18 protein-coding genes and 1 pseudogene are annotated in these 20,867 nt (G+C 39.7%); 13 read left to right on the top strand and 6 right to left on the bottom strand.

Annotated features, from left to right (window positions below; genetic code table 11):
* Positions 1–129: 129 nt before the first annotated feature.
* From HMPREF1517_RS05425 to HMPREF1517_RS05390, 8 genes and pseudogenes are all read left to right on the top strand, one after another.
* Positions 130–717: pseudogene (locus HMPREF1517_RS05425) on the top strand (pyruvate oxidase); the annotation flags it as partial.
* Positions 718–813: 96 nt separating this feature from the next.
* Positions 814–1,674 (top strand): alpha/beta hydrolase, encoded by an 861-nt coding sequence (locus HMPREF1517_RS05420; RefSeq protein WP_037599911.1) that lies wholly within the window; start codon positions 814–816, stop codon positions 1,672–1,674.
* 255 nt (positions 1,675–1,929) lie between these two features.
* On the top strand, positions 1,930–2,712 hold the full coding sequence (locus HMPREF1517_RS10665) for a hypothetical protein (RefSeq protein WP_156921848.1): 783 nt from the start codon (positions 1,930–1,932) through the stop codon (positions 2,710–2,712).
* 93 nt (positions 2,713–2,805) lie between these two features.
* Complete coding sequence (locus tag HMPREF1517_RS10660) at positions 2,806–3,597, top strand: hypothetical protein (protein WP_232219562.1); 792 nt, start codon at positions 2,806–2,808, stop codon at positions 3,595–3,597.
* 274 nt (positions 3,598–3,871) lie between these two features.
* Complete coding sequence (locus HMPREF1517_RS05405; protein WP_037599909.1) at positions 3,872–4,588, top strand: ABC transporter ATP-binding protein; 717 nt, start codon at positions 3,872–3,874, stop codon at positions 4,586–4,588.
* 1 nt (position 4,589) lies between these two features.
* Positions 4,590–5,672 carry an ABC transporter permease gene (locus HMPREF1517_RS05400; RefSeq protein WP_037599907.1) on the top strand — a complete coding sequence of 361 codons (1,083 nt, stop codon included), beginning with the start codon at positions 4,590–4,592 and terminating at the stop codon, positions 5,670–5,672.
* A 23-nt stretch (positions 5,673–5,695) separates the two neighbouring features.
* Positions 5,696–6,319, top strand: a complete 624-nt coding sequence (locus HMPREF1517_RS05395; RefSeq protein ID WP_037599905.1) for a TetR/AcrR family transcriptional regulator — start codon at positions 5,696–5,698, stop codon at positions 6,317–6,319.
* A 201-nt stretch (positions 6,320–6,520) separates the two neighbouring features.
* Positions 6,521–7,285 (top strand): nucleoside phosphorylase, encoded by a 765-nt coding sequence (locus HMPREF1517_RS05390; protein WP_037599903.1) that lies wholly within the window; start codon positions 6,521–6,523, stop codon positions 7,283–7,285.
* A 60-nt stretch (positions 7,286–7,345) separates the two neighbouring features.
* On the opposite strand, the gene HMPREF1517_RS05385 is transcribed toward HMPREF1517_RS05390, so the two are convergent.
* Both HMPREF1517_RS05385 and HMPREF1517_RS05380 read right to left on the bottom strand, forming a co-directional pair.
* On the bottom strand, positions 7,346–7,981 hold the full coding sequence (locus tag HMPREF1517_RS05385) for an HAD hydrolase-like protein (protein WP_037599901.1): 636 nt from the start codon (positions 7,979–7,981) through the stop codon (positions 7,346–7,348).
* 72 nt (positions 7,982–8,053) lie between these two features.
* Positions 8,054–10,768: a DEAD/DEAH box helicase family protein gene (locus HMPREF1517_RS05380; protein WP_037599899.1), complete on the bottom strand. Its 2,715-nt coding sequence runs from the start codon at positions 10,766–10,768 to the stop codon at positions 8,054–8,056.
* Between the two features lie 214 nt (positions 10,769–10,982).
* Here HMPREF1517_RS05380 and HMPREF1517_RS05375 point away from each other — a divergent pair, with 214 nt between their 5' ends.
* Positions 10,983–11,951 carry an ABC transporter substrate-binding protein gene (locus tag HMPREF1517_RS05375; protein ID WP_037599896.1) on the top strand — a complete coding sequence of 323 codons (969 nt, stop codon included), beginning with the start codon at positions 10,983–10,985 and terminating at the stop codon, positions 11,949–11,951.
* A 44-nt stretch (positions 11,952–11,995) separates the two neighbouring features.
* Here HMPREF1517_RS05375 and HMPREF1517_RS05370 read toward each other — a convergent pair whose 3' ends face one another.
* The 3 genes from HMPREF1517_RS05370 to HMPREF1517_RS05360 all read right to left on the bottom strand — a co-directional run bounded on the left by HMPREF1517_RS05370 (position 11,996) and on the right by HMPREF1517_RS05360 (position 16,765).
* Positions 11,996–13,336 carry an MATE family efflux transporter gene (locus HMPREF1517_RS05370; RefSeq protein ID WP_037599894.1) on the bottom strand — a complete coding sequence of 447 codons (1,341 nt, stop codon included), beginning with the start codon at positions 13,334–13,336 and terminating at the stop codon, positions 11,996–11,998.
* A 50-nt stretch (positions 13,337–13,386) separates the two neighbouring features.
* Positions 13,387–14,931, bottom strand: coding sequence for a membrane protein (locus tag HMPREF1517_RS05365; protein ID WP_037599891.1), 1,545 nt, complete (start codon positions 14,929–14,931; stop codon positions 13,387–13,389).
* 175 nt (positions 14,932–15,106) lie between these two features.
* The gene (locus HMPREF1517_RS05360) at positions 15,107–16,765 is read right to left on the bottom strand and encodes an Rqc2 family fibronectin-binding protein (RefSeq protein WP_037599888.1); all 1,659 of its coding nucleotides are present in this window, start codon (positions 16,763–16,765) and stop codon (positions 15,107–15,109) included.
* Positions 16,766–17,277: 512 nt separating this feature from the next.
* Here HMPREF1517_RS05360 and HMPREF1517_RS05355 point away from each other — a divergent pair.
* Together HMPREF1517_RS05355 and HMPREF1517_RS05350 are read left to right on the top strand one after the other, a co-directional pair.
* Positions 17,278–18,078, top strand: a complete 801-nt coding sequence (locus tag HMPREF1517_RS05355) for a TraX family protein (protein ID WP_037599885.1) — start codon at positions 17,278–17,280, stop codon at positions 18,076–18,078.
* Positions 18,079–18,210: 132 nt separating this feature from the next.
* The gene (locus tag HMPREF1517_RS05350; protein ID WP_037599882.1) at positions 18,211–18,759 is read left to right on the top strand and encodes a DJ-1 family glyoxalase III; all 549 of its coding nucleotides are present in this window, start codon (positions 18,211–18,213) and stop codon (positions 18,757–18,759) included.
* 126 nt (positions 18,760–18,885) lie between these two features.
* On the opposite strand, the gene HMPREF1517_RS05345 is transcribed toward HMPREF1517_RS05350, so the two are convergent.
* Positions 18,886–19,101 (bottom strand): hypothetical protein, encoded by a 216-nt coding sequence (locus HMPREF1517_RS05345; RefSeq protein ID WP_037599880.1) that lies wholly within the window; start codon positions 19,099–19,101, stop codon positions 18,886–18,888.
* Here HMPREF1517_RS05345 and HMPREF1517_RS05340 point away from each other — a divergent pair.
* Together HMPREF1517_RS05340 and HMPREF1517_RS05335 are read left to right on the top strand one after the other, a co-directional pair.
* Positions 19,100–19,873, top strand: a complete 774-nt coding sequence (locus HMPREF1517_RS05340; protein ID WP_037599878.1) for a dihydroorotate dehydrogenase electron transfer subunit — start codon at positions 19,100–19,102, stop codon at positions 19,871–19,873. The genes HMPREF1517_RS05345 and HMPREF1517_RS05340 overlap by 2 nt on opposite strands.
* 9 nt (positions 19,874–19,882) lie before the next feature.
* Entirely contained in the window at positions 19,883–20,839 is a 957-nt protein-coding gene (locus HMPREF1517_RS05335; protein ID WP_037599876.1) for a dihydroorotate dehydrogenase, read from the top strand.
* The last annotated feature ends 28 nt before the right edge of the window (positions 20,840–20,867 follow it).

Raw genomic sequence — 20,867 nt, 5'->3', positions numbered from 1 at the left:
AAATTCAGCATCTGTTATGTAATAGGGATTGAGCATCTCTGAGCAAATCCTTATACATGTGAATATCTTTGTGTTAAATTAGTACTTTAATCGTTTTCATGAGAATAGTCAGAATAAATTTATTTTCAAGACGAGCTTAACATGGATGATTTCCAAGAGCTCAACCAAAACCCAATGTACAACGGTATCGCTGTTTACAACAAACGTGTCGATTACACAGAACAATTGCCAAAAGTGATTAACGAAGCTTGCCGTGCTGCTGTTTCTAAAAAAGATCCAGCTGTCGTTGAAATTCCAGTAAATTTCGGTTTCCAAGAAATCGACGAAAACTCATACTACGGATCAGGTTCTTACGAACGTCGCTTCGTCGCTCCTGCTTTGAATAAAGTGGAAATCAACAAAGCTGTTGAAATCTTGAACAATGCGGAACGCCCAGTGATCTATGCTGGTTTCGGTGGAGTTGGTGCTGGTGATATCATCACTGAATTGTCACGCATGATTAAAGCGCCAATCATCACAACTGGTAAAAACTTTGAAGTTTTCGAATGGAACTACGAAGGGTTGACAGGTTCTGCATACCGTGTTGGTTGGAAACCAGCCAACGAAGTGGTCTTTGAAGCAGACACAGTTCTCTTCCTTGGTTCAAACTTCCCATTTGCAGAACTTTACGATAAGTTGGATGTGATTCCATTTAAAGAGATGAATCGTTTCATCAAAGAAAATATGTAAGATGAACTAGCTTAAAATTAGTATTGCTAGTAAAAGAGTTTGGGAACATCTTGCTCTTTTATAAAGCAAATCGGAAAGGTATTTATGAAGAAAAAAGCTCTTATTTTCAGTCTTTTAGCAATGTTTGGTCTTGTTTGTGTAGGTGGTTGGTATTTTATTTCCCAAAACCAAGCGCAGGCCGTAAAAGCAGAAGCAAGAAAAACATTTATTCAATCAAGTCGTCCGACCATTTTTTTCCATGGTTGGGGCTCAAGCAGTCGTGCGGAAAGACATATGGCTAATGCGGCTAAAAAAGCTGGTGTGACACAAACCATTATTGAAGCCAATGTGGCTGAAGATGGAGACGTCTCTCTTAACGGGAACATTCCTAAGGATGCTGTTAATCCAATTGTCCTAGTCAATTTTGACAATAATCGAGGTGCTAGCACTCAGGACCAGGGAGACTATGCCCACGCTGTCGTCAAAGCTCTCCAAGATAACTACGGAATTACTGAGATGAATATGGTTGGTCACTCATACGGCAATATGGCCATCGTCTACTATATGCTCCAACACGGCAGTGATAAGACTCTACCTAAGCTGGTCAAACAAGTGGATATCGCTGGTCACTTTAACGGGATCATCGGCATGAATGAACTGGAAAATAACTCTCTAGATGGCGAAGGAAAGCCAACTAGCATGACCGAGTCATATGAAGAGCTCTTGTCTCTTGGAGACAACTATCCTCAAGGACAAGTTGAAGTCCTCAACATCTATGGCAATACAGGTAAAGAGAGTGATGAGCGCGTGACCAATCTATCCAGTCAATCCCTAGCCTATCTGCTTAAAGGTCATGTCAAATCCTACCAAGAAAAGGAAATCACAGGTCCTAACGGCCAACACAGTAAACTCCATGAAACGGCCTTGGTTGATAAGCCTCTAATTGCTTTCTTGTGGGGGAAATGAGTTGATAAGAATACAAAAGATTCTAGAAGAAGCTGTCTACTAGATTTTTTTAATACAATGATTGGGTTGGCAAAGAAGAGAAGTAAAAGAACGAATCCAATTTCATCTGACATTTCATGTAAAGAATGTTAAAATAAAGATAAGATAATGTAATCGTTTACATTAATTGAGTAATGTTATACATATATTCAGAAAATGGATTTTAACAGTCGCTTGTCTTTCTTTTGTTAGCTTTAGATTATAGGAGGTAGAGCTATGAAAAAGAAAATCAATCATTGTTTACTTTTATTTCTCATAATATTTACAGCCTTGTTTTTGATGGGGTTCAGAAAGATGAAGTCTAGTGATTATAACAAGGTCAGAGGAGTTATTGTCGAGAACTGTAATAAAGTGGGTTTGCATGGTAAGGTTACTATCACTAAATTATATTGGACAGCCTTAGAAATACCCACTTACCACGTGACTTATACCTATTCTGAGAAAACTTACGATAACCAGAAAGTAGTATTAGAGCAAAATACGGCTATTTATGAAGACAGGTCAAGTGACTCTTATGGCAATGTTCCAGAATATAAGGAATCGTTTTTGAAGCAGAAATCTGTCCAAAAGGTTGAAAAGAAAATTGAAAAACAATTGAAGAAACAAAAACTCGGTCTTCCTATTAGTTCATTTAGTTTTCTATCTAACTTCAGTCATGATGAAAAGGAGAAAAATCTGGATACCTTAGCCTCAGACAATCTCAAAGAAGGTAAGAAGGACTTTGCAGGTTACTATCAAATTCCATACCAAACCTTGATTGATAAAGAGTTGATTGAGATGGTCATTTATATCGATGATGATGCATCAGTTAAATCACAAGATTTGAAAGATGCTGCTAAAAAGTTAGATGCTAGTAACCTTCCAAATGGTGAATATAGTTTCTATCAATCTAATTTTGAAGATGGACCAAATAATTCAGTCGATTACAATTTTAAAGTTAAAGATGGGAAAGTCGTTTTTTATGAAGACGAGAATCTAGTATTAGAAGATGATGATTAAAGATGAAAGGTCGAAAAAATAACTAGGTTGAGGAATGATAAGTCTTAATTATATTTCTATCCCTAGTTATACACCACTATAGGAGGTAGAGCTATGAAAAAGAAAATCTATCGCATTCTATTCTTGATTCCCTTGCTGCTATCAGTTTTGGTTTTGACGGGTTGCAAGGTGATGATGCCTAGTGATTACATAAAAATTAAGCGAATCATCATCGAAGATTGTAACAAAGTGGGTCTTCATGGCAAAGTTACCATCACTGACTTACATTGGACTCCACTAGAAAGTCCAACTTACTACGTATCTTATACCTATTCTGAGAACACCTACGATGGGCAAACAATAAAATTGGAAGAGAATAATAGGGCTATTCCTGAAAATAGGTCATCTGATTCTCATGACAGTATTCAATTTTTACACTATAAAGAAGTATTTGTGGAACAGAAATCTGTTAAAAAAGTTGAGAAGAAAATTGAAAAACAATTGAAGAAACAAAATCTCGGTCTTCCTATTAGGTTTTTTAGTTTTCTATCTTATTTCAGTCATGATGAAAAGGGAAAAATATTGGATACTATTGCCTCCGAAAATCTTAAGGAAGGTAAGAAGGACTTTGCTGGTTATTATCAAATTCCATACCAAACCTTGATTGATCAAGAGTTGGTTTATATGACTATCTTTATTGATGATAATGCATCAGTCAAAGAACAAGATATGAAAGATGCGGCTAAAAAGTTAGATGCTAGTGATCTTCCGAATGGTAAATATAATTTCTTTTATTCCAATACCAAGGATGAGAATCAAGATTCAATCAGTTATTCTTTTAAAGTAAAAGATGGGAAAGTCGTTTTTTATGAGGATGAGAATCTAGTACTAGAAGATGATGATTAAAGGTGGGGAGATGAAGAAAAGTTATAAATTCTATTTATTTGTTATTATCAAGAATCTTCCTTCTCACGAGCCTTTAAAAAGTGGATAGGAGAGATTATTTCAGAGTATCGTGAATAGATTCTTAACATCAGAAGTTTTTGTCATAAACATTGGATGCTATCATCCAGTGTTTTTATTTTAAAAAAATTCAATATATCCTTGACAAGTGAGTGTTCACTCACTATAATGTCATTTGTAATCAAAAGTGAGTAAACACTCACTAAGGAGGATGCATATGAAAACATTGCTACATTTACAAGATTTACAAAAATCTTTTGGTCAACAACTGGTGTTAAACCACGTTGGTTTTGAATTACAGTCTGGGGAAATCATTGGTCTAATCGGTCCCTCAGGTGCTGGTAAATCAACCATGATTAAAACCATGTTAGGAATGGAAAAGGCAGATAGCGGTATTGCTTTAGTCTTAGAAAATACCATGCCCAATCGTCATATTCTAGGAGATATTGGCTACATGGCTCAGTCAGATGCCTTATATGATGCCTTATCAGGTCAGGAAAATTTGCAATTTTTCGGTAAGCTCAAAGGACTTTCTAAGAAAGACTTGTCATCTGAAATTGCCCATGTAGCTCAAGTGGTAGATTTGACAGATCACTTAAACAAGGCTGTATCTGGTTATTCAGGAGGGATGAAAAGACGTTTGTCACTAGCCATAGCACTTTTAGGAAATCCTCAACTCTTGATATTGGACGAACCGACAGTTGGGATTGACCCTTCTCTTCGAAAGAAAATTTGGAAAGAGTTGATGGCGCTCAGAGACAATGGTGTAGGAATCTTAGTTACAACCCATGTCATGGATGAAGCAGAGCTGACAGATAAGGTCGGACTACTATTAGGTGGAAAAATCATTGCTTTTGATACACCATCCAAGCTAAAAGAATCTTATGGTGTTTCAAGTATTGAAGAAGTCTTTTTGAAAGCAGAAGGAGAATGAAATGAGAACAATTGCCATTGCAAAAAAAGTCATCAAAGAATTGCTACGTGACAAACGGACACTGGCCCTAATGTTTGTGGCACCAGTCTTTATTATGTGGCTGATGAACCTCATGTTTTCGGCTAGTACAACGGTGACTGTTAAGCTAGCGACACGAGATGTGCCAAGTAGTTTGGTAAGTAAGATGGACGACTTAGAACATGTCAGTGTCAAAACCTACAAAGACTTGGATAAAGCCAAAGAGGCTTTAAACGATGAAAAAGTAGATGCAGTTATCTCTTATAAGGATGGGGAATATCATGTAGCCTATGCTAATACAGATGCCTCTAAAACTTCGGTGACCCGACAAGTATTACGCACCAGTATTGCCAGTGAAGACACCAATCAGTTATTAGCCCGTGTGAAGCAATCCCTTCCACAATTACAACTAAAGGTAAAATCTCCTGAAATTAAGGAATCTTATGAGTATGGTAACGAGGACACCGGCTTCTTTGCTAAAATGATTCCTGTTTTGCTTGGGTTCGTCGTTTTCTTCTTTGTCTTTTTGATTTCAGGGATGGCACTCTTGAAAGAACGTACTAGCGGAACCCTAGATCGTTTGTTGGCAACCCCAGTTAAACGTTCGGAAATTGTTTACGGCTATATGTTGTCTTACGGCCTTATTGCCATACTGCAGACAGCAGTAGTCGTTCTAGCAGCCATCTGGTTGTTGAACATTGAAGTTGTCGGAAGCCTGTTAAATGTTATAATAGTTAATGTGGTACTGGCTCTGGTGGCACTAGCCTTCGGAATTCTCTTGTCTACCTTGGCAAAATCAGAATTCCAGATGATGCAATTTATTCCTCTTGTGATTATGCCGCAACTCTTTTTCTCAGGAATCATTCCACTTGATTCAATGGGAGACTGGGCAAAAATGCTAGGGAAATTCTTGCCTTTGACCTACTCAGGTGATGCGATGAGTCAGATTATTCTTTACGGACGTGGACTTGGAGATATTTTACCAAATATTGGTGTTCTACTAGTCTTCCTTGTCGCTTTGACAGCTCTCAATATTGTCGGCTTGCGTCGTTACCGTAAAGTATAAAATATAAATATACGAGGATGAAAATGAGTGAGAGTGTTTTTGAGTCGTTTGAAGCTTATCTAAAGGGTGCAGACTATCCCAAGGGAAAGAAAAAAATCATGCAGGCGGCGGTCGATTTGATTTCTACTAAGAGTTACAATGGGACCTCCACCTTACAAATTGCCAAACATGCGGGACTTAGCCAAGCAACGCTCTTCAAATATTTCAAGACTAAAGAAGATTTATTAACGGCTATTTTGCACCCTGTTGTTCCAGGACTTTTCGGTCGTTTTTTTGAAGAACTTTTAGCCTTAGAAACGACTGAAGAAAAGGTGCATTATCTGGTCCAAAATCGTATGGCCTATCTCAAAACGAATCGTGCTTTGATGAAAATTATTCTTCAGGAAATTTTTTCAAATAAGAAACTGAGAAAAGAACAACTTTATATTTGGAATACTCTTCAGGATAAATTATTAGTACTCCATAAGGAATTGATAGCAGATTCACGAGTGAATCCTGAAATCACAGTTCCTCAAATGGTTCGTATTTGTATAGGTCCCTTATTGGCCTACTTTGCCCAACTCTATATCGTTAGCGACAATAGTGACATAAGAGAAGAAGACTTAAATTTGTTGGAAAAACAGATTTTAGGTGGTTTGTGGAAATAAACGCCGACTGGAATGATATTTCTTAAAATAAAACACAAAAAGGACATATTTCTGACTAAAGCAGATTTATGTCCTTTCTTTTCAGTTATGTACATTGTTTAATTGGTTTTTCTTTGTGATTCTTGGGAAGTAGTTCCTATGAAATCATATTACAGTGGTTATTTTTTGATATAATAATTCTTAAAACTTAGGAGGCAACAGATGATACACAAACATGAAATTCCAATTTTAGAGTTTGATGATAGTCCTCAGACTGTGATTATGCCGACACATGAGGACTTAGATTTGGACTTGCCGGCTAGGTGTATTTACGCCTTTTTAGAAGAAGAAATCGAACGCTATGCGGACTCTGTTGGAGCGGAAAAAGTTGGCGAATTTGTTTCTGCCACCAAAACCTATCCTGTTTATGTCATGACTTACAACGGGAAGGATATTTGCTTGGCTCAAGCTCCAGTTGGCTCAGCTGCAGCTGCACAATTTATGGAATGGCTAATTGGTTATGGTGTAAAGCAAATCATTTCAACTGGAACTTGTGGCGTTTTGGTAAACATGAAGGAAAATGTTTTTTTGATTCCTACTAGAGCGTTGAGGGATGAAGGAGCGAGTTACCACTATGTAGCTCCATTCCGCTATATAGACATGAATAAACAAGCTCTGGAAGCTATTGAGAAAACTTTAAAACAAAAGAAAATCCCCTATGAAGAGGTCATGACCTGGTCGACAGATGGTTTTTATAGAGAAACGCCAGATAAGGTTTCCTATCGCATTGAAGAGGGCTGTAGTGTTGTAGAGATGGAATGTTCTGCACTTGCAGCAGTTGCTCAACTTCGAGGAGCTATTTGGGGATTACTACTCTTTACGGCAGATTCCCTTGCAGATATTGGCAATTACGATCAAAGAGCTTGGGGATCAGAGGCTTTTGATAAGGCTTTGGAGCTTTGTCTGGATATCATTGTTCAGATGTAATCTAGATTCAATAGAAAAAAAGCATGATTGTCTAGTCATGCTCTTTTCATGTATCAATTATTATTTCAAAATATCCCAAAGTTCTTGGGGAGTCTCAGTTACAAAATCTGGATTTTCTGCTAATAGGGTTTCGTTAGCCCCGAATCCCCAGGTCACCGCTATTGTTTTGATGCCAACTGTTTTTCCACCAATCAAATCAAACTTGGTATCACCAACAATGACGGACTGGTCTTTAGGGGCTTGATTTTCAGTAATGGCACGCTGCAAGACATCAGCCTTATGAAAAGCAGCAGGGGTAGATCCATAAATACCTTCAAAATATTCAGTAATCCCAAGGTGTTGGCACATTTCTAGGGCAATGGGTTCATTTTTTGAAGTTGTGATAAAGATTTTCTTGTTAGTGTCTTTACTAAGTTGTTCAAGAACTTCCTTAATGCCATCATAGAGGTGAGCTTCCAATTGTCCTTTGGTTTCATAATAGTCACGATAGATCTTGACAGCTTTGGCAGCACCTTCTTCACTAACCTCTTCTTTAAAGGTTACCTCGAGAGGTGGTCCCATAAAGGTACGAATTTTCTGATCACTAGGAACAGGAAGGCCTAGTCTTTCAAAAGTTTGAACAAAACCATTGTGAATACCCTCAGAACTATCAACGAGGGTACCATCTAGGTCGAAAAAAATATGTGTGAGTGTCATAGAATTCTCCAATATATTCTCTTTGGTTTATTATATCATGATAAAAACGGTTAAAGTGGTTAGGGCTATTTATCATTCTAAAGTTGACATGACTTTTTTATGTGTAACTGTTCGTTCTTGCTTATTTCCAAGTGCCTTGATGCGGGCTTCTAGGAGAATAGGACGTCCTTGAATACTTCGCGTATAAATAAGATCATATTTTCCTAGACTTTTTTGTATATGTCGAAGGAAAGACTCTGCATCTGCCTTTCGCTTTTCAAACATACTTGGAACGGCAAAAAATTCAGTTTGGTCCTTCACTTTGTGACAAGCCTTTAAGATATAGCGTTGATTTTCGATAGGAGCGAAAAATTCAGTCATAGTCTGAGCAAAGATTTCTTTTTCCCTCATGCTAGCACCCTTGAGATAGATGGCGTTATAAATCGCTTGTTTACTGTCTTTTACCACTCTAGGAGCAGATTCTTTAGTCTCAATCTGACCTGAATCCAGCAGAGCTTGATGGATAGCTTTGCCAAAAATTTCCAAACGTTTATAGGGGCTCTTATAGATAAAATATCTTCCCCAAAAGATAGCCAGTACAAGTAGCACAAGTAAGAATATAGGTAGGCTTTGATCAAACGGCTTCCCAACAATCAGATATCTTCCCAAATCAATAATAAAAAAAGTGGCAGCAAGGGCTTGGGAAATAAGAAAGGCCTTCATCCAATCATTAAGGTATACCAACGGTAGAAATTGTTTGTCGACCTCAACTTGGTTGACCACTTCCATTTCTTCGTATAGCGGGAGGGCTTGTTGCCAACGGTCTTTAAGCTCCTGACGTTTTTGAGATAGTGTAATGGCATTTTGATTAAGTTTTTCTAGACCCTTTCGGCTAAAAGTTATTTGATTGAGGTCAAGGCGATCAATACCAGATTCGATAGTAGGCTCTTGATAATGGAGGCCCAGAAACTGTGTCATACGCCGATCTAACAAATCTAAGTCAGGACTAAGTGCATACAACTGCAGCTCTAATGTCTCATCATATTTTTCTTCCTCATCTTGAAAATCAAACCATCTCCTAGGTGATAAATTAATAGAGACCAAATGCCAGATATTACTCGTTTTATTAGGATTGTCTGGCCAGACACGGATGGCACGGCCTCGCATCTGATTACTTAGCATGAAGCTTCCAACAAAACTAGCTAAAATAAGGGAGTTAACACAAGGGGCATCCCAACCTTCGCCCAATAAAGACTTGGTCCCAATAATCACCTGAATAAGCCCTTCTTGGAAAAGCTGAGTAAGGGCAGTCACTAGATCATGGTGAGAACCAGAAACTCTCACCTTAAGATAGTCTTCTTGGCTCAATTGTCCAATAACATCATAGGATAAACAAGAATTAGGAATGAGTCGCTCTAGATGTTCTTTAGCTGAAGTTGGAATAATCACTAAACTTCCTGTCAATACAGCCACAGGTACTGTCCAAGACTGTTCAATCATTTCTCTACGAATAGATTCAAAGTAAGATAACACACCTAGTTGGGTAAATTGTGCACTGTTATCGCCTAGATAAATTTGAAAATCCTTACGTATAAAGTCTGTCAAAACAAGTTGACGGAGATTATTTCCTAGAGACTGGTATTCTGCCTTAAAAATATCTCTAACAGCATTGAGTTTTCCCAATGATTGATTAAGCAGGACATCTTGCTTCTTATTCCGGATAAGTTTAACTTGATTTCTCTCGATAAGACCATTTGCTTTCAAATCACTTTTTAGCTGATTAAAGGCTTCCTCGGTAAATCCATACCAATTTGGGACCTGAAAAATCACGCCATTAAGCAAGGTTTCAAACCACTCAAGAGTAAAAGTTGGCAAGGTTTTTGCAGAGAGAAGTTCTTGAAAACGTTGAGGAAAAGGCAATTCTTTAGACCGTAAGAAAATCAGGGTAGCGGAAAGGTATTTAGGATTAGCCAATAGGTCATCATAGCCAATTTGGCTACTTAGTGCTGGACTAGACTGAATAGTGTTCGAAAAGTTTATATCTCTAGACAATTTAGTTAGAAAGTTAAGTTTCTGCTTATCAAACTGGTCCAATTGTGCACGTTCTTCCTTTGTTGGAAAGGCGAAGTAGACATAGTCCTGGTGAGGACAGAGCGTCCCTTCCTTAACCAGTTCAGGCACTGTAATTTCTTCATCAATCTCACCACACATGCTAATATAACGTTCCCAAAGTGCAGGTTCTCCCTCGTATGGGGGTGTTGCTGTCAAAGAGATCATCTTTATATTTGGAAAAGCTTTATGAAAACTCTCTAAACTCTTCCACCATTCATTTCTTAAATGATGGCATTCATCCAGACAAAGAGTCCCTAAATCTTGGTCCCCAAAAGTTTTTCGAATATCGAAACCTTGAAAATCGAAATGCTCTTGTTGTGACTCATCATCTGTGTCCTCAATAAGACTATCGCCCACGACTTGGTTCATAGCACTGTGCAGTGCCTGATAGGTCGCAACCGTAATCATTTTAGGCCTTTTTAAATCCTGTGAAATGAGTTGTTCTACTAGATTGTCATCACTTAAAAAAGCTTGTTTAATCCGATCTACCCATTGTTGACGGATGGTAACTGTCGGAACTAAAATTAAAGTTGGATTACCAAAACGCTGTATAAATTCAATTCCTAAGGTTGTTTTACCAGAACCAGGAGCAGCCACCAAGTGAATCTTTCCATCATCCATAAAGCTTTCGGCTTTATCGAGAACACGCCGTTGGTACTGTCGCCATTGTCCCTTAAATGAAAGCTGATTTAACATAATTTCCCTCCAATGTTACCTATCATTATAACACAGTTCAGATAACTAAAAGGTTGTTATTAGGGCTGAACAATCCTAATGAAGGATTGTTTTAACCATTAAAACAAAAGAATCAAAAATATAGGCTTGAACGAATCAGTAAGTGATTGACATTAAAGAAGTTTTAAGATAACTTTAAAGTAACGATTTAATCCAATCTTATCGAGGAGTTGCCATGAAAAAAATAAATCTTCTTTATTTATTAGCTATTATGGCCATCATTTCTGGTCTTTTACTGTATTACTTGCCAGACATGACGTCTGGACATAATGCAGAGTCAAATAAAACAAGTCAGACTTTTAAGGAGAAGACGATTGTCCATGATTTTGGTACGACAGAGTTGAAAAAAGCTCCTAAACGTATCGTTATCCTCGACAACCTCTATGGTGAAATCTTGGATCCTCTCGATATCACTCCTGTAGGTGCGACAACTGGTCGAGCTGATAGTCAAGAATTTTCAACTCTCTTTAAGAAACAATACAAGGATGCAAAAGTGGTTTCAGTTGGTTGGCAGGGCAATCCAGATTTGGATAAGATTGCTGAGTTAAAACCTGATTTAATCCTTATGACAGGCGAGCAGGAAGACCTCTACGAGGAGCTGTCTGAAATTGCACCGACTGTTGGCTACCAAATCAACACCGATGAAAATTGGGACTATCATGAAACCTCTCTTAAGGTGGCAGAAATCTTTGATAAACGTGATGAGATGAAGAAGGACCTCGATAGATTGGATGCTAGGGAGGCCGTTTTCGCGGAGAATGTCAAAGCTAAGTTTGGCAACCAAAAACTCATGTATCTGCGCGTGACTGACAATGACATCCGTTATTATGCTTACGGGCATTTTGGTTATCTCTATGATACTTATCATTTCAATCGAGCGGAAACCTTCAATCCAGATGATATGTTCCAAGTTATCGATCCAGATAAACTAAAAGACATTAATCCGGACCTCCTGATTGTTCAAGCAGATTCTCAAGAACTCCTAGATAACAAACTTAAAAATAGCCCTGTCTGGACTAGCCTTAAGGCTGTTCAAAATAACAAGGTCATCTATGCTGATTACTCAACTTACATGCTGGGCTTTGGGATTGTCTCCCAAGAAGCTATTATGAAACAAATCTCTGATGAATGGGGATTAAATTAAACTAAAAACGACCATGACGGTCGTTTTTTTATGTTCAAAAAAGTTTAAGTGACAAACAAGCGTTTAATATGTTTTCTTAAGGCAAAATAGAGCTGAATGGTCATGGGGATCCAAATCAAGGGCTCGCATAGGATAACGCCAAGATAGCCCATAGAAGGAATGACCAAAAGAACAAAAAGAATTTTTCCCAAAAGCTCAATGAAACTAGAGGTTAAAGGTGTCAGTTTCTTACCTAGACCCTGCAGACTATTTCTAAAGATGAAGAGCATTCCTAAAATAGGATAAAAGAGAGAACTGATACGAAGGTAGCGACTAGCATTATCAATAATCACAGCATTATCTGAACCAGAGATAAGACTAGCTAAGAAGGGGCTTGCTACATAGAGGAGGACACAAGCTATGACAGACCAAGTTATAGAAACAAGACAAGATTGCTTTAACCCAGCTACTATGCGCTTAAACTGTTTGGCACCGAAGTTCTGAGAGGTGAAAGTAGTCACCCCGGCAGCAAGTGAGGTCAAAGGTAGAACAGCGAAGGACATAATCCGTCTTGCCGCGACTTGAGCGCTAATGATGAGAGGGCCAAAGCCGTTAATGGCATACTGTAAGGTCACAGTCCCAATAGAAACAATGGAATTCATGAGTCCCATGGCCATGCCTTGTCCAAAAAGGTCCAAATAAAGACTTAAATCAAGAACAAAGTCTGACTTGTTTGGAAGAAGGAAGGTCACTTTTTTCTTAATATAGTAAAGACAGAGAATTGCCGAAAGTCCTTGAGAAATAATCGTTGCCAAGCCTGCTGATTGAACACCAAGATGGAGTTGTGTAATAAAGAAAAGGTCTAAAATGATATTGACCAGAGCTGAAAAAATCAGAAAATAGAGGGCTGTCAGACTATCACCAACTGCTCTGAGGAGACCTGCACACAGATTATAACCCAAAGTTACCCCAACACAAGACACAATCATAGAAATATACTGGTAGGACTGCCCAATGATAGAAGCAGGCGTTCCTAAAAATCTTAGCAAAGGATAGAGGCCGAAATGTCCTAGAATCATAACCAAGGCACTTAAGCCGAGGCCAATAACAACAGTGGCCGCAACAGACTGACGAAGTTTCCTATAGTCTTGGGCACCATAGTAACGAGCGATAACAACCCCCATACCATTTCCAACACCTAAGGCAAATCCGATAACCAAATCAAAAATAGCAGAAGAAGCACCCACAGCAGCCAAAGCATCTGGCCCTAGAAAACGTCCCACAATCATGACATCCGCAGTATTATAGAGTTGCTGGAAAATATTGGATATCAGAATTGGTAGGGCAAAGATTAAAAGAGACCGCAAAATAGGGCCTCGTAAAAGATCAACTGACGAATTTTTCATAGAACTATTATAACAAGATTGTAATTGTGAAACAATGACAAAAAGCCATCCTAGGATGACTTTCGCCTATTTTTAAGATAGCGGCTAAGTATTTGTGTCATATGGTTGTAGCCCGCCGCAATCATTGGAATCTGTAAGTAAATATAAGGTAGGGTGTACTGGCTTTTAGTCTCAGATATGAGGTGGAAGAGGATACCCCCAAAGAGATAGAGAATGGCATAAAGTCCCAACGTTGCTCCGTCCCCCATTCGTTTATAAGTGAAAGCATAGTAGAACGCACCACCAAGATATAGGACTAGGAGATAGCCTTGCATATAGGTCACAAAAAAGAGATGCAGGGTCCCATCGTGATAGATAGAGGTCGCAAACCTATTCCACAAAGGCTGAAACTTGTCTTTACTTGGACCGTTCCAGATGGACTGGAAGCTTCCCTCTGTCCAGGAGCTGATAAACTTGGTGCTGAAAAACCAACTGGCCTCATCGGGATGTGCTAGGAGGTATTGAACACGCTTATCAAAAAGATGATTGGCGCTTTTTTCAATCTTTTCGATATTGCCCTTTTTCTTAGCGTAAATGTCACGGACATAACCAGTATACCATCCTGGCATCCGTTTAGAATCGGGTTTGTCCTGCAAGCCCATGGCTAACCAAGCAATTTGAGGTGTTCCAGATATTTTTTGATGAGTGGTAATCTCATAGTAACTGGTTGTCGCTTTATGCAAGCTCATCGGAAAGGCAAAGAAAGCCAAAACCAAAAGTAAATAGCGGTAACGTTTCTCTCTGAGAGTCATTAGTATCAAAATACCAGATAATGCAATAATGAGAATAATATTATTGCTCCTTACCCAATAAGCCAAAGATAGCATAACCACCGAAAGAATCGCATTCCTAGCCTTACCACGCCTTAAGTAACGTAGGAAGAAGAGAATAGCAAAACTGGAGAAGAACAAGCCATACATGAGCCCGTAAGCAAACATAATGTTGAAAACTAGAGGTAAAAAACCAAAACTCATGATGACAGCCAAACGACTGACTAACGGTTTCGTAAACAGTTCATCCGTGATTTTCCAAGTCGCATAGTTCATACCAATGACCATGCCAAGATTCAATACATAGAAAACCGAGATGACCGGCAAAGGAATCAGATAGAGAACCAGGCGTTCAAAACTAAGCAATCCCAACTGATGAGGATAGCGGTAGAAGTAGGCTCCTGGTTTAATCAGAGAGAAGTTGCCAGCATTAAACTGGACCGCCCCTTTAAAGACAGTACCTGCATCGTCTCGTCCAGCAAAACTAGTCAGAAAAATCAAAAGTAGGCCAAAAATCATAAAGCAAACGGAAAAAAAGATGAAAATCTGCTTTGTTGTCAGTTCCTTTAAGATTTTGCGCCAGAGAAGTGTCAAAAGCAGAATGACACCACCTGAAACATAAACATACCAAGGGACGCTACTAATCTCTGCCCACTCAAAGTATCCAGTCATCATGGTCGTGCGAATGAGTAAAGCAGTCACAAATAATATCCCGAAGACTAAGAGCCCCACGTAGCGACCTAACCATTCTAAAACAAAACTCGTATATGACATAAGAGCCTTCATACTGAAAGTCTCCTTTAATATAGGTGATTACCCTTATAGTTTAGCACAGTCATCGGAAAAATGTAATGAAAACTAGAAGAAAATATCATTCATTTCTGAAACTAACCTACTTAGTTTACGACATAGAAAAACTCTCTTGTATCAGCAACAAGAGAGTTTGATTTTATAAAGAAGTTTACTTCATCCGCATGCTATCGATTTTTTCTTCAGTCGGTGTGACACGTAAGGTCTTTTGCCCAGTATAAGTTACAAATCCAGGCTTACCTGCCGTTGGCTTGTTGAGTTTCTTAACATCAATCATATCCACTTGAACCAAGTTTGATAGACGAGCCTTAGAATAGTAGGCTGCCAATTCAGCCGCATCCGTCTTGACCTCGTCAGTTGGGTTAAGATTGTCCTTGATAACTACGTGACTACCTGGGATATCCTTGGCGTGGAACCAGAGCTCCCCTTTTTTAGCCATCTTGAAGGTCAACTCCTCATTTTGTAGGTTGTTACGACCAACCATGATAATTGTCTTGCCATCAGAAGCCAGATATTGTTCAGGTTTCTTACGTTTGTGACGTTTATCGGTTGAACGACGCTTCATAAACCCAGCCTGAACAAGCTCCTCACGAATATCCTCGATTTCATCCATATTGGCTTGAGAAAGACTGAATTCAACACTTTCTAAATAATCAATGGTCTGTTTGGTTTCCTCAATCAAACCAGTCAAGTGCTTAACAGCTTCCTTGAGCTTCTGGTATTTCTTGAAGTAACGCTGCGCATTTTGGTTAGGCGTTAGAGCCACATTTAGGGGAATCGTAATCTTTTCACCAGTGTAGTAGTTGTCTAACTCGACACTATCCTTGTCATTTGGCACCATGCTGAGGTAGGTGGTCAACAGTTCCCCTTTTTGACGGAACTCCTCAGCATTTTCAGTCGCTGCAAGCTCTTTTTCCTGTTTAACAAGTTTCTTCTTGTTTTTTTCCAGCTCATTTTGCACACGATGGATCAGATCACTAGCCTGTTGTGCCACACGATCACGCGCCGCCTTGTCCAAGTAGTAGTAATCCAAAAGGGCTGATAAGGTCTCAAATTCAGGTTGGTCCTGACTATCAGAGAATCTTACAGCTGAAAATGCCTTAGCCGTTAAGTTTGGCTTTACTTCACGATTGAAGAAGGCACGGAAATTCTTGAGTTTATCAGTATCCAGTAAGGCTGATAATTCATTGGCCGTGTCACGCCCCAAACCTTGGAAAAGTTTTTGAAGGTTTTTAGCTGACAAATCCTCAGTTTGTAGGATCTCAAAGAGTTTTTCGTCTGGAATGTCAAAAGGATTCTTGGCGTCCGTCTTAGGAGGAGCAATATAGGTAGACCCAGGGAGAATTGTTCGGTAACTATTTTGTGAGAAACCAACGTGCTTGATAGACTCAATGATTTTGCTTTCGTTCTTGTCAATTAGGATAATATTGGAGTGTTTCCCCATGATTTCCATAACAAGAGTAACCTTAACACTATCACCGATTTCGTTTTTGTTAGAGACCGAAATTTCAAGGACACGGTCGTTTTCCAGTTGCTGAATATCCTCGATAACCGCTCCCTGAAGGTATTTCCGCATAATCATGGTATAGGTGTTTGGATTCTGCGGATTTGGTAGCTCGGCCTTGGTTGTCTGAATACGCCCAAAAACAGGGTGAGCCGAAAGCAGAAGCTTGTAATTCTGACGATTGTTACGAATGGTCAAGACCAACTCACGCTCAAAAGGCTGATTAACCTTCTGGATACGCCCGTAAAGCACTTGCTCACGTAGCTCAGTGGTCATATGATGAAGAAAAAAGCCGTCAAAAGACATGGTGTACTTCCTTTCTTGTTATTGATAATACTTGTTTTATTTTTAAAATAAAATTTTCTGTGAGACTTTCCTTAGGTGTTGGCGGACGTCAGCGAACTTTTACAAAGTTCCGTGACTAATTTTTGAGCCTAGCGTCTCAAAAATTCCGAGCGCCTGAAACCTTTTAGTTTCAGGCGCTTTTAACACGGCGGAAAGTCTCGGTTAATTGCTCGCTCTGCTCGCAAAAAAGATATTTCAAAAACTTGCAGAGTTTATTAGCTTTGTTTGTTTTTTATAAATAATTTGCATACGTTATGAACGTAAATATTGCCTAACCATTATAGCATAAAGGGAGTAGAAATGCTTGGTGAGGGGAGTAGGAACTAAAGATATTATTAAAATGTGAATTATTCATCATAAAATAGTCTGTCTAAAATTGTTAAAAAGTTATGGCTTTTATTATCATGAATACCTTTGAATTTACATCTAACTTGTGGTATCATTTAATATGCTGAAAATTAAAGGAGCATTAAATGAACGATATAAAAAAGATATGCAATGCGACTAATTTGAAATACCTAGCTGTTGCACTTATGTTTTTGGACCAAATCTATCAGATGTTCGGGAGTATGGGGGCACCTATATGGTTGACGATGTTGGGACGTCTGGCTTTCCCAATTTTCCTCTTTCTTGCTGCTGATAGTTTTCACTACACTCATGATCGTATGGCTTTTCTCAGGCGTCTGCTTTACATGAGTTGGTTTATGATCATTGGCAACGCCATCATTGGTAGTATTTTTCATAATGGTAGTATCGGTTTAACCAACAATGCCTTTTCAACCTTCTTTATTACTGGGATTTTTATTTGTTCTTGGGATTTGTTGGCTAAGGGGCTTCGCGATAAATCGAACAAGGAGTTGATTCAAGGGATTGGTGTCTTTCTCTTGCCGATTCTATCATCCATTCCGGTTGTAATCCTTGCAGGTATATTTGAAACACCACATGCAAACCCACTTGTTGTGCAGATTGTTGCCTTTATCCTGTCACTTGTTCCAAGTATTATCATGGTTGAGGGTGGCTTTGTGATGGTTATTCTTGGTTTGCTGTTCTATATTTTCCGTACCAATCGCATTGCTCAAATCATTGTCTTAGCTGTTATTTCAGTGATTGCCCATCTCTTTGATCCGACGGGTGTGCAATGGATGATGGTCTTTGCTGCGATTCCTATGTATTTCTATAATGGTGAGCGTGGTAGTGGTAACAAGAATTTCTTCTATATTTTCTACCCAGCCCATATTTATCTCTTGTGGATCCTAGCAAGTTTGTTTAGATAAGATGACAAAGACAGTCCATGTGCTGTCTTTTTTCGTGCTCAAGAGCCATTTTTATGGTTTGTTTCCTGCTTCTAAAACTGCTATAATTTAAGGCGTAATAGAATCAAGTGATAACTAATTTGGAGGTATATCATGACAAAAGTAGCAGTAGTATTTGCGGAAGGGTTTGAAGAAATCGAAGCCTTGAGCCCAGTGGATGTTTTCCGCCGAGCAGGATTTGACTGTAACATGCTTGGACTTGAAAGTGCGTCTGTAACTGGCTCACATGGGATTCAAGTCGCTATGGACGGTGTATTTGATGGCAATTTTGCGGATTATGACTTGGTGGTCCTTCCTGGAGGTATGCCTGGATCAACTAATCTACGCGATAACCAAGCCTTGATTGCCTCTCTTCAAGAGGCTGCAAAAGCTGGAAAATACCTTGCTGCCATTTGTGCGGCACCAATTGTTCTCGAACGTGCTGGCTTGCTCGAAGGTCGTAAATTCACATGTTTCCCAGGTGTTGAGGAACAAATTACTTCTGGCGAGCATCAAACTGACTTGGTAGTTGTTGATGGCAATATTGTCACTAGCCGTGGTGCCGGAACAGCCCTAGCCTTTGCTTATGCATTGGTTGATTTGTTGGGTGGCGATGGTCAGCAGTTGGCTCATACTATGGTTTACGACAGATTGTTTAAATAATCTTTTTTTAAGGCTCTAGCTCAAAAATTCTAACACCTTTTGTTAGGAATATTGACAATTTATGTTACTCTATGTGATGATAGAGAATGTATCAAACAGAGGGCCTAGGTATAGGCTGGAGAGACCTTAGCTTAGTTTTTTAAGCTTTGGTTTTTTCTTTTCTTCTTTGACATCCGTCTTGAAAACGGTTATAATAATCACAAAATAACCTTTAAATGAGTCCAGAGAGGCTTGAAAGGTCGGACAGGTGAAAAAACAGGGTTCTCCTGTGATTTTTTGTGCGACCTTGCCATGTGGCGAGGTTTTTTTGATGACATTTTGTAGTTTAGAAAGGGTTGTCATGATTTTAGTTGAAGATTTAACCATTGTGAGTCAGCGTGAGATTGCACCTCGTATTTTTGAGATGGTGCTTAAGGGAGAGATGGTTGCAGATATGAAGGTTGGTCAGTTCGTCCACCTCAAGGTACCAGACCCAAGCAAGCTCCTTCGTCGTCCGATTTCCATTTCAGAGATTGACTACGACAAGAAAGAGGCAACTATTGTCTATCGTGTGGAGCGTGAGGGAACAGCTATTCTGTCTAAGATGGTAGCTGGGCAAACCATCGATACCATGGGCCCTCAGGGAAATGGTTTTGATATTTCTGTTATTGAGGCTGGGCAGAAAGCCCTCCTCGTTGGTGGCGGTATCGGTGTGCCACCTTTGGTTGAGACGGCTAAGCAGTTGAAGGCTAAGGGAGTGGAAGTTGTATCAGTCATTGGTTTTGCCAATAAGGATGCTGTCATCTTGGAGGATAAACTCAGAGCTTGTGGTGAAGTCTACGTGACGACTGATGACGGTTCATACGGTATCAAGGGTTACGTTTCGACGGTTATTGATGATTTCGACTGGACTCCAGATGCCGTTTACAGTTGCGGAGCTCCAGGCATGCTTAAATATGTCGATAGCAAGTTTGAAAATCATCCTCATGCCTATGTTTCTATGGAAGCCCGCATGGCTTGTGGTATGGGTGCTTGCTATGCCTGTGTGGTTCACGTTAAAGGAGAATCAGATGCCAAAAATCTTCGTGTTTGCGAGGAAGGGCCAGTCTTCCCTACCGGAAAAGTCATCGTCTAGGAGGTTACCATGTCAGAGATTAAATCAGAAAATCGTTTAGCTATTAGCCTTCCAGGGCTCGACTTGAAAAATCCTATTATTCCAGCCTCAGGTTGCTTTGGTTTTGGTCAAGAGTATGCCAAGTATTATGATTTGGATAAACTAGGTTCCATCATGATTAAGGCTACTACCGCCAACCCTCGTTTTGGTAATCCGACACCCCGTGTGGCTGAGACACCATCAGGCATGCTTAATGCCATTGGCTTGCAAAACCCTGGTGTTGATGCTGTCTTGTCTGAAAAACTCCCTTGGTTGCAGGAGCATTATCCTGAGCTTCCAATCATTGCCAATGTGGCTGGATTTTCAAACGAAGAATATGCGGAAGTCTCTCACAAGATTTCCAAAGCTAGCAATATCAAGGCAATCGAGCTTAATATTTCGTGTCCAAATGTGGACCATGGTAATAACGGCCTCCTCATCGGACAAGTCCCAGAACTTGCCTATGCGGCAGTAAAAGCCAGTGTCTCTCGCTCTGATGTGCCTGTCTATGTCAAACTGACACCAAGCGTGGCTGATATTACAAGCGTCGCCAAGGCCGTCGAAGATGCCGGTGCGACAGGTTTCACCATGATTAACACCTTGGTCGGAACACGCTATGACTTGGCCACTCGCAAACCTATCATTGCCAACGGTCAAGGTGGTATGTCAGGGCCAGCTGTCTTTCCAGTAGCCCTTAAACTAATTCGCCAAGTTGCTCTAGCGTCAGACCTTCCAATTATCGGTATGGGTGGCGTCGACAGTGCAGAAGCGGCTATCGAAATGTTCATCGCTGGTGCCTCAGCCATCGGTGTCGGAACAGCCAACTTCGCAGATCCCTATGCCTGCCCTAAAATCATCGACCGCCTCCCTGAAGTCATGGACAAGTACGGTATCACAACACTTGAAGACTTACGCAAAGAAGTTCGAACAGACTTGTTGGGGAAATAGAATAAATTGATCTAAAAGAAAAAGATGG

Origin of the sequence: Streptococcus sp. ACS2 (assembly GCF_000525585.1) — a bacterium.
Taxonomy (GTDB): Bacteria; Bacillota; Bacilli; order Lactobacillales; family Streptococcaceae; genus Streptococcus.
Note: the sequence above shows the minus strand (reverse complement) of the source record. Positions and strands in the feature narration are given on the sequence as shown.

Excerpts from the sequence above, each read along its gene's own strand:
- HMPREF1517_RS05345 (WP_037599880.1), bottom strand. The coding sequence starts at position 19,101 with ATGACAACCCTTTCTAAACTACAAAATGTCATCAAAAAAACCTCGCCA.
- HMPREF1517_RS05350 (WP_037599882.1), top strand. The coding sequence starts at position 18,211 with ATGACAAAAGTAGCAGTAGTATTTGCGGAAGGGTTTGAAGAAATCGAA.
- HMPREF1517_RS05335 (WP_037599876.1), top strand. The coding sequence starts at position 19,883 with ATGTCAGAGATTAAATCAGAAAATCGTTTAGCTATTAGCCTTCCAGGG.
- HMPREF1517_RS10665 (WP_156921848.1), top strand. The coding sequence starts at position 1,930 with ATGAAAAAGAAAATCAATCATTGTTTACTTTTATTTCTCATAATATTT.
- HMPREF1517_RS05340 (WP_037599878.1), top strand. The coding sequence starts at position 19,100 with ATGATTTTAGTTGAAGATTTAACCATTGTGAGTCAGCGTGAGATTGCA.
- HMPREF1517_RS10660 (WP_232219562.1), top strand. The coding sequence starts at position 2,806 with ATGAAAAAGAAAATCTATCGCATTCTATTCTTGATTCCCTTGCTGCTA.
- HMPREF1517_RS05395 (WP_037599905.1), top strand. The coding sequence starts at position 5,696 with ATGAGTGAGAGTGTTTTTGAGTCGTTTGAAGCTTATCTAAAGGGTGCA.
- HMPREF1517_RS05390 (WP_037599903.1), top strand. The coding sequence starts at position 6,521 with ATGATACACAAACATGAAATTCCAATTTTAGAGTTTGATGATAGTCCT.
- HMPREF1517_RS05365 (WP_037599891.1), bottom strand. The coding sequence starts at position 14,931 with ATGAAGGCTCTTATGTCATATACGAGTTTTGTTTTAGAATGGTTAGGT.
- HMPREF1517_RS05360 (WP_037599888.1), bottom strand. The coding sequence starts at position 16,765 with ATGTCTTTTGACGGCTTTTTTCTTCATCATATGACCACTGAGCTACGT.
- HMPREF1517_RS05380 (WP_037599899.1), bottom strand. The coding sequence starts at position 10,768 with ATGTTAAATCAGCTTTCATTTAAGGGACAATGGCGACAGTACCAACGG.
- HMPREF1517_RS05355 (WP_037599885.1), top strand. The coding sequence starts at position 17,278 with ATGAACGATATAAAAAAGATATGCAATGCGACTAATTTGAAATACCTA.
- HMPREF1517_RS05420 (WP_037599911.1), top strand. The coding sequence starts at position 814 with ATGAAGAAAAAAGCTCTTATTTTCAGTCTTTTAGCAATGTTTGGTCTT.
- HMPREF1517_RS05385 (WP_037599901.1), bottom strand. The coding sequence starts at position 7,981 with ATGACACTCACACATATTTTTTTCGACCTAGATGGTACCCTCGTTGAT.
- HMPREF1517_RS05405 (WP_037599909.1), top strand. The coding sequence starts at position 3,872 with ATGAAAACATTGCTACATTTACAAGATTTACAAAAATCTTTTGGTCAA.
- HMPREF1517_RS05375 (WP_037599896.1), top strand. The coding sequence starts at position 10,983 with ATGAAAAAAATAAATCTTCTTTATTTATTAGCTATTATGGCCATCATT.
- HMPREF1517_RS05400 (WP_037599907.1), top strand. The coding sequence starts at position 4,590 with ATGAGAACAATTGCCATTGCAAAAAAAGTCATCAAAGAATTGCTACGT.
- HMPREF1517_RS05370 (WP_037599894.1), bottom strand. The coding sequence starts at position 13,336 with ATGAAAAATTCGTCAGTTGATCTTTTACGAGGCCCTATTTTGCGGTCT.